Here is a 12329-nt window from a genome sequence, read left to right as displayed (position 1 = left end):
GTCAGCCGCATGCCACCCCCTGCATCGATATGGCGCGCAGCGCCAGCCCACAGGGCACGGCCAGCGCCGCACGCGGCACGAATGACTCCTGATGTGCGCCGGCAGGATCGGAGCCCTCGAATGTCGCGAGTGGGTCGAAGGGGCGCACCGCGACGCGGCATGCGTCTGCAACAGCGTCACAGATCGCCACCAGTTCTGCCGGGCTAGCCCCCTGTGTCGCGACATCGATGACGCGCGGTGCGACCGGCAATGCTCGTGTCAAATCCCGAACGACGCTTGCCAACGCTTCCGGGTGCCCACGAACGCCGTCATAGCGCTCACGAACATCCCCGACGCAAACCTCACCATCGAATACCGCCAGATCAAGCGTTTGGGCATCGATCTGTAGTAGCGCGCCCGGCGCGGATATTCGCACTTGACCGATGGAGGCGTCGGGCACAACGGCATCGTGATCGCTTGATGCGGATGTACGGCGTTCTGCGCCTTGCGCCCACAGAAACGCTCGCCGCCCCGCCTGATGCGCCGCATCGATGGCTTGTGCACGTAGCCCGGACATTTCCAGCACGGCCAGCCTGTCGTCGACCGGGGTCGCTTCACAGGCGTAAAGCCTCAGACGATGGCTGCCCGGGTCAGCCCACGCCACGCCGACACGGCTGCGCATGTCGAGATCGCCATCGCCCGGCAGCAATAACGCCGCGCGCCGCTCGCACCACGCCCGCAACGCGCGCGGCGGCAGATCCGCCGGGCAGTCGATCACCTGCGTTTTCAGTCCGTGCGACGGGAGCGCGAGGACGATGGCGTCGTCCTGCAAGGCCTGTGCCCGTGTGCCCAGACGCTCCAGCAATTCCTCCAGACGACGCGCCACCGCTTCCGGCTTGACGATCAATGCGCCTCGCAGCATGTCGTCTTCCAGCGCAGCAGCCCCATAGACATCCAGACGCAATCGGCCGCTTCCCGGCGTTCGCATGATGCGAACGAATTGCATGCCATTAGCGTCGAAGTGGATTCCGCAACCGCCGCCACCTCTGCCCGGCCTCATTGCCGTCATCGCTTTCATCACCGTCGTCGTCGCCCACTGCGTCCCCAAGTGGCGCATCCCGCGCAAAACCGCTGCGATCATGACTTCCTCCCGCCTTTCGTCGTATCGATGCGATCGATGCTATCGGGCATGGCACAGCGGTCCAATCGGACGATTCCGAATACTGGCGAGGTGAAGGCGGGTGAAATGCGCTTTCGGAATTCATGCCGATTTTGGCTCGGACGATTCCTAGTCCCCATAGGCTCAAACTCCGATTTCGGGGGGCTGTCGAGGGAGGTTCCGGGGCGTTCGTTATAATCGGCCCATCGTTTTTTCCGGTTCTCCCATGGCAAGCACACCCCAAACCGAGACACCCCGCGACAAGCGTCCGCCCAAACCGCGCCGCTCCATCTGGCTGCGCATCGCACTATGGTTCGTAGGTCTGATCGCTGCGATGGCCGTCTGCGGCGCGTTGCTCGCGGGGTACATCCTGGTGGTGATGACGCCACAGCTGCCGTCGCTCGACACGATCGTCGACTATCGGCCGAAGATTCCGCTGCGCATCTATACGGCCGACGAAATCCAGATCGGCGAATTCGGCGAAGAGCGTCGCAATCTCGTGCGTTTCGCCGATATCCCCGACGTCATGAAGAAAGCCGTCCTCGCTATCGAGGACGACCGCTTCTATCAGCACGGCGGCGTCGACTTCATCGGCATCTTCCGCGCGGGCGTCGCGAACTTCACGCGCGGCGGCTCGTCGCAGGGGGCGAGCACGATCACCATGCAAGTTGCGCGTAACTTCTTCCTGTCCAGCGAGAAGACGTACACACGTAAGATTTACGAAGCGCTCCTCGCCTACAAGATCGAATCGCGCCTGACCAAAGATCAGATTCTCGAGCTGTACATGAATCAGATCTATCTCGGAGAGCGTGCCTACGGCTTCGCCAGCGCAGCACGCGTCTATTTCGGCAAGGATCTGAAGGACATCACGCTCGCCGAGGCCGCCATGCTTGCCGGGCTGCCGAAAGCGCCGTCGGCCTATAACCCGATCGTCAATTACAAGCGTGCGCGTGTGCGTCAGGAATACATTCTGAAGCGCATGTACGACCTCGGATATGCATCCAAGGCCGAATACGATCAGGCGATCGCGCAGGAACTGGTGGTGCGTGGGCTGGGTAGCGAATTCAGCGTGCACGCCGGTTATGTGGCGGAAATGGTGCGTCAACTGCTCTACGCGCAGTTTAAGGATGAGATCTACACGCGCGGTTTCAACGTCTACACGACCATTAATTCGGCGGATCAGGAAGCGGCGTACGAAGCGCTGCGTGCGGGCGTCATGGCGTACGAGCTGCGCCACGGCTATCGCGGCCCCGAAGCGAATATCGACCTGCCGGACGGCAAGGACGAACGCGAACAGTTGATCGACGACACGCTGGTCGAGCATCCGGACAGTGGCGATATGGTCGCGGCCGTGGTGCTCGCCGCATCGCCCCAGCAAGTGAAAGCGGTGCTTCTGAATGGCGACGATGTCACCGTGACGGGCGACGGACTGCGATTCGCCGCCGCCGGGTTGAGCGCCAAAGCGCAGCCGAAACAGCGGATTCGTCCGGGTTCCGTCATCCGTGTGACGAAGGATGCCAAGGACAATTGGCGCATCGTCCAGATGCCGGACATCGAAGCGGCATTCGTCTCGCTCGACCCGCAAAACGGCGCCATCCGCTCGCTGGTCGGCGGGTTCGACTTCAACCGCAACAAGTTCAACCACGTGACGCAGGCATGGCGTCAGCCGGGGTCGAGCTTCAAGCCGTTCATCTACTCGGCCGCGCTGGAAAAGGGCTTTGCCCCGGCGACCATCATCAACGACGCGCCGCTGTACTTCTCGGCGGCACAGACCGGCGGACAGCCGTGGGAGCCCAAGAACTACGGCGGCGGCTTCGACGGACCGGAGCCGATGCGCGTGGCGCTCATGCGGTCCCGCAATCTCGTGTCGATCCGCATTCTGCAAAGCATCACGCCGGCCTATGCCCAGAAATTCATCGGACGATTCGGCTTCGAAGCGGACAAGCATCCGGCCTATCTGCCGATGGCGCTGGGCGCGGGCATGGTGACACCACTGCAAATGGCGAGCGGTTTTGCGGTGTTCGCCAACGGTGGCTTCCGCGTCAATCCATTCATCGTGGCCCGCATCACCGATTCGAAGGGCAACGTGATCATGGAAGAGAAGCCGGTTGCGGCAGGCGACGAGTCGATTCGTGCCATTCCGGCGCGTAACGCCTTCCTCATGAATTCGATGCTGCACGATGTGGCGACGCGCGGCACGGCCGCAAAGACCAACGTGCTCAAGCGCAGCGATCTCGCGGGCAAGACGGGCACGACGAACGATTCGCACGACGCGTGGTTCGCCGGTTATCAGTCTCAGTTGGTGGGGGTTGCCTGGATCGGTTTCGATCAGCCGCGCAATCTGGGCGATCGTGAAACCGGGGGCGGTCTGGCGTTGCCGATCTGGATCGACTACATGTCGAAGGCGCTGCGCGGGGTACCGGAGTCTCCTCGCGCGATGCCGCCGGGCGTCATTCAGGCGAATGGCGATTACTACTACGACGACTATCCGCCGGGACGCGCCGTCAGCACCGTTGGCCTGAGTGCAGAGACGGCACCGGACGGCTCGGCAGCGCCGGGGCCGTCGACCGGCGCCCTGCCCGGTCAGATGCCGGCGCAGCCGGGGGCGATGCCGTCACCTGCGCCCGCGCCGGCCCCTGTGGACCGCCAGGAGCGTCAGCGCATCCTGGACATGTTCAACAGCAAGCCCTGACGAACTCGGCGATGACAGGACTTTCAGTCACCGCAGCCCATCGAGCTGCGGTGATCTGAAGCGCCAGCGGAGGCCCGAAGACGTCTGCAATTCTGCAGTGATTTAGAGCGAACGCGCGAACGACGAGATGCGATCAGGCCGGCTGAAGCGTGACCGTCTCTCCGGCCTGTTGCGACGCAAAGCGCGACAAGGCTTCGAACAACTCGGAATCGTCGCGCGTGTCGCGCCACTTGTCGCCCTTCAGGCGGAAGTGGAAACCACCCGAGCGTGCGGCAATCCAGATCTCGCTCATCGGCGTCTGGACATTGACGATGATCTTGCTGCCATCGTCGAATTCGAGCGTCAGAACATTCCCCGTACGCTCGCAATCGATATCCACATCGCTGTCGTCGACCACCGCCTCGACCGCTGCCTCCACCTGTGTCAGCACCGCCTCGGCGAGCGCCAGGAATTCACTTTCCGTCATGCTAAACTCCACGGTTTGCGTCATCGTTAGCATGCCGCACCACGCGGCGATACCCCCATGACTGCACCTATTCGAACCTGCGCGATTGTAGCGTCGATTGCTCTGTTGAGCGCATTGGCCGCCTGCGGCCAGGCTGGCCCGCTCTACTACCCCGCCAAACCGGTGAAACCGACGCCGCCGCCGGGCGCGCCGCTGCCTCCGCCGCCGCTCGTGCCGACGCCTGAGCGCGGGCCGTCCGTCGATGTGCCGCCGGCCGCTTCGCGCCCCGCAGCAAAGCCGGAATAAGCGTAAATTAGCCAATGTTGGCCGAATTCCGGCGGAATTGACCTCGACGTTCGGGGTACAACGCCTTCGGCCCAACTGGCGACCCCTTGTTTTTCTCGTTGATTACCGAGCACCTCCGATGTCCGACGCCATCTTCTCTTACCGCGACGACGTACTTCACGCCGAAGGCGTAGCGCTGCCCGCCCTCGCCGAGCGCTTCGGCACGCCGCTGTATGTCTACTCGAAGGCGGCTCTGACGAACGCCTACCTGGCCTACGCCAAGGCGTGCGAAGGTCGTAACGCCGCGGTTCACTACGCGGCCAAAGCCAATTCGAACCTCGCAGTGCTCGGCGTATTCGCCAAGCTCGGCGCAGGCTTCGATATCGTCTCGGCAGGTGAGCTGGCACGTGTCATCGCCGCAGGCGGAGATCCGAAGCGCGCCGTGTTTTCCGGCGTCGGCAAGCACGCAGACGAAATGCGTTTCGCCCTGGAAAAGGATGTGTTCTGTTTCAACGTGGAATCGCGTCCGGAACTGGATCGCCTGAACGCGGTGGCCGGACAAGTCGGCAAGCGGGCGCGCGTGTCGTTGCGCGTGAATCCGAACGTCGACGCCAAGACGCACCCGTACATTTCCACGGGCTTGCGTGGCAACAAGTTCGGCGTGGCCTATGAAGAAGCTTTCGACGCCTACCGCGCGGCGGCCGCCATGCCCAACCTTGAAGTCGTCGGCATCGACTGCCATATCGGCTCGCAAATCACCGAAATCTCACCGTACCTCGACGCAACCGACAAGGTGCTCGATCTCGTCGAGAAGCTCGAAGCAGCCGGCATTTCGCTGCATCACATCGACGTGGGTGGCGGCCTGGGCATCACCTATACCGACGAGACGCCGCCGGACATTACGGCCTTCGCCACCACGCTGCTCGACCACATCGCCAAGCGCGGCCACGGCCACCGTCAGGTGCTGTTCGAGCCGGGTCGCTCACTCGTCGGTAACGCCGGCGTGCTGCTCACGCGGGTGGAATTCCTCAAGCACGGCGAGACGAAGAACTTCGCGATCGTCGATGCGGCCATGAACGATCTGGCCCGCCCGGCCATGTACGAGGCCTATCACGGGATCGATCCGGTGGTGCGTCGCGCCGGGGATGCCGCAACGTTCGACGTCGTCGGCCCGGTCTGCGAGAGTGGTGACTGGCTCGGCCGTGACCGCGCATTGGCGATCGACGCTGGCGACCTGCTCGCCATTCGTTCGGCCGGTGCCTATGGGTTCACGATGAGTTCGAACTACAACACGCGTCCGCGCGCGGCCGAAGTCATGGTCGACGGCAATGAAGCCTATCTCGTGCGCGAACGCGAGACGGTCGAATCGCTGTTCGCTGGCGAACGACTCCTGCCTGCCTGATCCCGCTCAGACGCTTAAGACTGTCGACTGCCTACTGCTTCTGCGACGGCCTGCGCAGCGCCCAAACCACGCGGGCACCCAGCAGGCCCGCCACCACCATCGCGTAGATCAACGGCTGGGCAAGATCGTTCTTGCCCGCCTTCATCCACCAGTAATGCAGGATCGAAAGCACGGCAATCGCGTAGATCACGCGATGCAGCCGCTGCCAGCGCCGCCCGCCCATGCGGCGCATCACTGCATGCGGCGACGTTGCCGCGAGTAACGTCATCAGCACGAACGCCACAAATCCCACGGTAATGAACGGCCGCTTGCCGGTGACGTCGCGCAAAATGCTCGTCCAGTCGAACCATTGGTCCAACCAGAAGTACGTCGCGAAATGCAAAGCGCCATAGAAGCAGGCAAATAGCCCGAGCATGCGACGAAATCGCAGCAGCCACGACATGCCGCTCACACGTCGCACCGGGGTGACGGCGAGTGTGATGCAGAGCATCACGAGCGTCCATGTGCCTGTCGATCGGGTGATGAATTCGACCGGATTCGCGCCCAGCTGGTCTGTCAGTCCGTAGACGACAAGTCGCAACAGCGGCACCAGTGCGAGCAGAAAGACGACGACCTTGCTCCAAGGCCCCCACCGATTCGGCCGGTGCGCCGAGCGGCTGCCGTCGCGGGCACTGGGCGTCGACGCCACATTCCCGGGCGCCGGCGCAGCGGTCGATGAAGAAGAGGATCGCGGCACGACCGGTCGGCTCAGAAGAATTTACGGAGATCCATGCCCTGATACAGACTGGCGACCTGGTCGGCGTACCCGTTGAACATCAGCGTCTTGCGCTTGGGTGTGAAGATGCCGCCCTCGCCGATACGGCGCTCCGTCGCCTGACTCCAGCGCGGGTGATCGACGTCGGGATTCACGTTCGAATAAAAACCGTACTCGTTCGACGCCGCGCGATTCCAGCTCGTGAGTGGCATCTTCTCGACGAAGCGAATCTTCACGATGGACTTGGCACTCTTGAACCCGTATTTCCAGGGCACCACCATGCGCACCGGCGCGCCGTTCTGATTCGGCAACACTTCGCCATACAGACCGAACGTCAGCAGCGATAGCGGATGCATGGCCTCGTCCATCCGCAAGCCTTCCACATAAGGCCACCCCAGCACCGGATAAGACAAACCCGACATCTGTTTCGGGTCTGCGAGCGTGACGAACTCCACGTATCGGGCGTTGCCCGTCGGCTGCACTTGCTTGATCAGTGCCGAGAGCGAGTAACCGATCCACGGGATCACCATCGACCAGCCCTCGACGCAACGCAGCCGATAGACACGCTCTTCGAGCGGTGCGAGCTTCAGCAACGCGTCGAGATCGTAGACCTTCGGCTGCTTGACCTCACCCTCGATGGCCACCTGCCACGGACGCGGCTTCAGCGTGCCCGCGTACCGTGCCGGGTCCGACTTGTCGGTGCCGAATTCGTAGAAGTTGTTGTAGGTGGTGACATCCTTGATGTCGGTCGGCTTGTCGGTCAGAACGTAGTGCGCGTTGCGCGTCGCCGTCAGTTTGGCGAGACCCGTGCCGGGACTATCGGCGGCAAAGGCAGCGGCGGACGGCAACAAGCCCAGCGCCGCGCCACCCATCCCGGTCAATCCGGTCAATCCAATCCCGGACGCCTGCAAGAAGCGCCGCCGACCGGTCGCTACCTCGCGCGGCGTAATGCTGCTCGACGGAATATCTGCGCCACGCAAACGCGCCTTGTTTGTACCCACGATGCTCACGATACCCACCTCCAGACCCTATCGGCCGCTATCCGCCGCCATCTGCGCTACCGCCGTCGTCACTGTGCGCCATAGAACGAGCCAGCCACAACGCCCTGTCCGCGATCAGACCGACACGCGGACCGCACCGTTCCCCGCGTCACACTGCGGCAAATCATACGACACGATGAAAAAAGCCGCCTGCACGTGAGTGAGGCGGCTCTCAAAGTTTGACCGGATCAAACGTCGCGGCGTCAGAGCTGTCCGTAGCTATGCAGGCCGGAGAGGAACATGTTCACGCCGAGGAAAGCGAACGTCGTGATCAGCAAGCCCGTCAGCGACCACCATGCCGCCACCACGCCACGCAGGCCCTTCATCAGGCGCATGTGCAACCAGGCCGCGTAGTTCAACCAGACGATCAGCGCCCAGGTCTCCTTCGGATCCCAGCTCCAGTAACCGCCCCAGGCATCCGCCGCCCACAGCGCCCCGAGAATCGTGGCGATCGTGAAGAACGCGAAACCGACGGCAATCGCTTTGTACATGACGTCGTCGAGCAATTCGAGCGACGGCAGGCGCGACGAGAAGAATCCGCTGTCGAGCGCCTTGCCATTGGCCGCCAGACGCTTGTTCTCCCCCGACTTGAGCAGGTAGGCCACAGCCACCATCGCGGCGAGGGCGAACGTGCCATAGCCGATGAAGTTTGCCGGCACGTGGATCTTCATCCACCAGCTTTGCAGCGCAGGCACCAGCGGCTGAATTTCGTAAGCGCTTCGCGCCACGCTGTACCAGAGGTTAAAACCGACGGCGGCACTGATCACGAGCAGCACGAATGGGCCGAGCGAGCGCGTTTCGTAACGCTGCTCGTAGTACAGATAGAACAGCGATGTAATCAGGCAGAACAGCACGAAGACTTCGTACAGGTTCGAAATCGGAATATGGCCGACGTCTGCGCCCACCAGATACGACTCGTACCAGCGCACCATCATGCCGGTGAAGCCGAGCAGCACCGCCGCCCAGCACAGCGACGAACCGACGCTCGCACCGAACGGCGAGCGGGCAAGGAGGCCGCCCCAGTAGAAGAGCGTCGACAGGAAGAACAGCGCGCTCATCCACAAAATGGCCGACTGGCTCGACAGGAAGTACTTGAGAAAGAACGCCTGATCGGCCCGCGCCAGATCGTGGTGATACATCCCGATACCCGAGAGCGCGAGAATCGCGATCCCGGCCATCAGCCAGCGCACCGAACGCCAGTGCCAGCCGAGCAGCGCAAACGTCGGGACGGAGAGCACCAGAATCGTGTGCTCGTAATAGTCCATGAAGTGGCCGTAGCGGTTGAGCGCAAAGCCCGCGCCCAACGCCAGCGCCAGCGCGAACAACCAGTCGCCGATGCTGCGACGGCGCAGCCACGAGACCTCTGAATAGCCTTGGGATAACTCCATCTGTCTCACCTTCATCGTTTTGTGACGATCTCGTTCATCTCCGCCTTCGTGCGGGCGAATTCCTTTTCGAAATCCAGGGTGCGACGCGTCGTCGACACTGCCATCAATACCGAACTACCACCTTCCGGCGTGTCTTTGACCCACAGCCACAGACGCCGCTCGCGTACGTAGAACATCGAGAAAATGCCCAGTACCAGCAGCAAGCTGCCAAGATACACGATCTTCTTGCCCGGCGAGCGCGTGAGCTGGAAGACGCTCGCCTGGATCTGTTCGAACGAATCGAGTTGCAGGAACACCGGGGCGTCGTACAGGAAATTGTCGGACAGCGCGTTGGTGGCCGTATGCACGAAGCGCTCTGTCTCCGGCGACGGCACCGCAGCCGGCTGCCCCGCCTGCTCACGCGCGACCTGCCACAGCTGCCAGATCGTGCCGTCCAGAATGCGACGGAACATGTCTGCCGCACTCGACTGCTGCTCCTGCGGCACCTTCTCGTTCACGAACTCGGCAATCGCCTGCAAACCGCCCGTTGCATGACCGTTCTTGCTCGCGGGCATCGCACCGGCGAAAAGGTCCAGTTCGCGCTTGGCGCTTTCCTGCAATTGCCCACGCAAATCGGCGGACGTCTGCGATGGCAGCGATTGCTGCGCAAATCGGCGAGCCGCTTCGGTCCGCGCACCGTCGTCCTGAAGCGCCGCACGCAGCAACATCCACTGCTTGACGGAGCCATCGGCATCCGCCGGAATGCGCAGGTACTGGAACGGACCATCAGGCGTGTCGCGCACGCCCGTCATGAACACACGCTCGCCGTCTTCCACCAGAATCGGCAGCATGTAGTTGCGGTACTCCTTCGCCTGACCGCTGCGGTCGCGCACCTTGTATTGCACCGACGGACCGACGTTGCGCAAGTCCTTGCCCACATCGGTTCGTGCACCGGAACCCAGTTGTGCACCCAGTTCGTCACGCAGCGATTTGCGGGCGACGCCGCGCACGTCGCGCTCGCCGCCACCGTTGCTGATGTTCTCGACGTTGATCGCGCGGAAGTCGCTGAACTCGACGGTGTAGGCGTCCTTACCCGCCGCGCCGCCGCGCAGTTGGGTCGATCCGCCGATGTCGCCGGAGAACGCGAACGGACGATCGGTCGTGCCGCGCATCGGGTAACCGGTCAGCTTCAGCTTGCTGCCGCCGTCCTCGAAGCTCGACTGATAGATCGCCACGCCTTTATAGATGAAGGGTTCGTTAACCTTGACCGTCGCATCCATCGACTTGCCGGTTTCGGGGTCCGTCACCACGATGTCGCTGGCGAACAGCTTCGGCATGCCCGTCGAGTAATAGTCGACGTGGAATTTCTTCAGCTCGATGGAGAACGGCAGATCCTGCACGACCGAGCCGTCCTGAAAATTCAGAATGGCCGTGGTGGACTTACCACCTTCCGGCACGAATGCGTAGCCGCGAAACGCGGGATTGTTCGCCGACAGACGATGGTTCTCGGGAATCTGCGCGATGACGGCATTACCTTGCAGCGGCGATTTTCCGAACAGCGCCATCTGGACACGAATCAGCAGGTCACTGTCGACCAGACCGCCCAGACAGATGATCACGATGGCGCTGTGTGCAAAGATGTAGCCGATCTTGTTGATCGCGCCGGCCTTGGCGGCCACCAGCGTCGCCCCTTCGCGCTCGCGCACGACGAAGCGGTAACCGCGATGTCCGAGATAGCCCGTCACACGCTTGAGCAGATCCGTGCGCGAGAGAGGGCAGACATACTCGGCCTTGTGACCGAACGCGCGCAAACTCCCTTCGCGCACGTGATCGCGCCAACTGCGGATATCCGCGATCATCTTCGGCGCATTGCGCACGATGCACAGCGTCGTGGACGCCATCAGGAAGAAGAGGATCAGCAGGAACCACCACGAGCTGTACACGGTGTACAGGCCAAGCGAGCGGAACACGTCCGCCCAGAACGGACCGAACTGATTGACGTAATTGGGGTAAGGGTCGCCCTGCTTGAGCACGGTGCCAACGATGCTGGCAATCGCGAGCACGGTCAGCAGACTGATGGCGAAACGCATCGAACTGACAAGCTCGACGCCGTCGCGCACCCATCGCTGCGCTCCCTTGATCTGCATTCCCGAGGTACTGATGCTCATTCTGTTTCCGACAACAAAAAAGGGCGGGGACGCGTATCGCACGCGCCCGCCACCCTGTGTATGCTAAACCAGTTACCCCCGGTCGCTCTGCGGCACCGTAGCGGGTTTCGTTATAAGTCAGCGAATATACCCTGACGTTCACATGATGTCAGGGCAGGGCTCCCGATCATCACGCTTAGCGCAGACCGGCCACGTAATCGGAGACGGCCTTGATTTCCTTGTCCGACAGACGTCCGCCGATCGTATGCATCGGCGCGTTGTTGCCGCGCGTCTCGTTACGGAAGGCGATGAGTTGCGCCTCGGTGTATTCCGCCCACTGTCCGGACAGCCGCGGGTATTGCGACGGCATGCCGGCACCGGTCGGACCGTGGCAGGACGCGCACGCCGGCACACCCTTCTCCGCGATGCCGCCACGGTAAATCTTTTCGCCGAGCGGCACGGTGTCTTTGTTGCGGGCGACGCCCGGCTTTTCGGTCTGCGAGGCGAAGTAAGCGGACACGTTGCGCATGTCCTGCTCGTTCAATGCCGCGACCATACCGGCCATGATGGGATTATTTCGTGCGGGGGTCTTGCCGGGCTGCGCCTTGAAGTCGACGAGCTGCTTGTAGAGATATTCGGCATGCTGACCGGCCAGCTTCGGATACGCGCCGCCAGGGCTATTGCCGTCTGCCGCGTGGCAGGCCGCACATACTTGCGTGGCGATGGCCTGTCCCCGGGCCAGGTCGGGTTTTGCGGGCGTCTGGGGCTCGGCGGCTTGTGCTGCTCCGCTCAGAAGAAAGCATGCCAGCGCCAACGGTGTTGCAGCGAGAGACTTCCACACTCCTCGGTTCATTCGCACACCTTATATCTGTTTTGTCGGGAAATCGGTCGTTCGAACTCACCGTCCGACGCCGCGTTTCTCCTCCAACCTCACGGCGCGCGAGACGTTCGGGCAAGCCCTGGCAAGGCCAAGGTTAACTTTCATATTGTACAATAAAGACTTTCCCCGGCTTTAGGGGATTTCCATGTAGAAGGCCGCAGAACGGGGCTTCCCGGCCT

At 62.4% G+C, this 12329-nt stretch carries 10 protein-coding genes; 3 read left to right on the top strand and 7 right to left on the bottom strand.

What is annotated here, in order from left to right:
- Position 1: 1 nt before the first annotated feature.
- The gene (gene pilM / locus PAQ31011_RS24835) at positions 2–1039 is read right to left on the bottom strand and encodes a pilus assembly protein PilM (RefSeq protein ID WP_281350034.1); all 1038 of its coding nucleotides are present in this window, start codon (positions 1037–1039) and stop codon (positions 2–4) included.
- A 325-nt stretch (positions 1040–1364) separates the two neighbouring features.
- Between pilM and PAQ31011_RS24830 the strand changes: the two genes are divergently transcribed.
- Entirely contained in the window at positions 1365–3830 is a 2466-nt protein-coding gene (locus PAQ31011_RS24830; RefSeq protein WP_150578304.1) for a penicillin-binding protein 1A, read from the top strand.
- Between the two features lie 133 nt (positions 3831–3963).
- Here the strand turns inward: PAQ31011_RS24830 and cyaY are convergent, their stop codons facing one another.
- The gene (cyaY, locus tag PAQ31011_RS24825; protein ID WP_150578303.1) at positions 3964–4296 is read right to left on the bottom strand and encodes an iron donor protein CyaY; all 333 of its coding nucleotides are present in this window, start codon (positions 4294–4296) and stop codon (positions 3964–3966) included.
- 57 nt (positions 4297–4353) lie between these two features.
- Here cyaY and lptM point away from each other — a divergent pair, with 57 nt between their 5' ends.
- Both lptM and lysA read left to right on the top strand, forming a co-directional pair.
- Entirely contained in the window at positions 4354–4581 is a 228-nt protein-coding gene (gene lptM, locus PAQ31011_RS24820) for an LPS translocon maturation chaperone LptM (RefSeq protein WP_039393675.1), read from the top strand.
- A 118-nt stretch (positions 4582–4699) separates the two neighbouring features.
- Entirely contained in the window at positions 4700–5962 is a 1263-nt protein-coding gene (gene lysA / locus PAQ31011_RS24815) for a diaminopimelate decarboxylase (protein ID WP_150578302.1), read from the top strand.
- A gap of 31 nt (positions 5963–5993) precedes the next feature.
- Here the strand turns inward: lysA and PAQ31011_RS24810 are convergent, their stop codons facing one another.
- The 5 genes from PAQ31011_RS24810 to PAQ31011_RS24790 form a co-directional block, all read right to left on the bottom strand.
- Entirely contained in the window at positions 5994–6650 is a 657-nt protein-coding gene (locus PAQ31011_RS24810; protein ID WP_150578301.1) for a protein-methionine-sulfoxide reductase heme-binding subunit MsrQ, read from the bottom strand.
- Positions 6651–6709: 59 nt separating this feature from the next.
- On the bottom strand, positions 6710–7726 hold the full coding sequence (gene msrP / locus PAQ31011_RS24805) for a protein-methionine-sulfoxide reductase catalytic subunit MsrP (RefSeq protein WP_150578300.1): 1017 nt from the start codon (positions 7724–7726) through the stop codon (positions 6710–6712).
- 233 nt (positions 7727–7959) lie between these two features.
- On the bottom strand, positions 7960–9144 hold the full coding sequence (gene ccsB, locus PAQ31011_RS24800) for a c-type cytochrome biogenesis protein CcsB (protein ID WP_150578299.1): 1185 nt from the start codon (positions 9142–9144) through the stop codon (positions 7960–7962).
- Positions 9145–9155: 11 nt separating this feature from the next.
- Complete coding sequence (locus PAQ31011_RS24795) at positions 9156–11291, bottom strand: cytochrome c biogenesis protein ResB (protein ID WP_246179773.1); 2136 nt, start codon at positions 11289–11291, stop codon at positions 9156–9158.
- A gap of 175 nt (positions 11292–11466) precedes the next feature.
- Positions 11467–12123, bottom strand: coding sequence for a c-type cytochrome (locus PAQ31011_RS24790; protein WP_046290025.1), 657 nt, complete (start codon positions 12121–12123; stop codon positions 11467–11469).
- Positions 12124–12329 lie beyond the last annotated feature (206 nt).

The sequence above is a fragment of the Pandoraea aquatica genome (assembly GCF_902459565.1).
Lineage (GTDB): Bacteria > Pseudomonadota > Gammaproteobacteria > Burkholderiales > Burkholderiaceae > Pandoraea > Pandoraea aquatica.
This window is presented reverse-complemented; position numbering and strand designations above follow the sequence as displayed.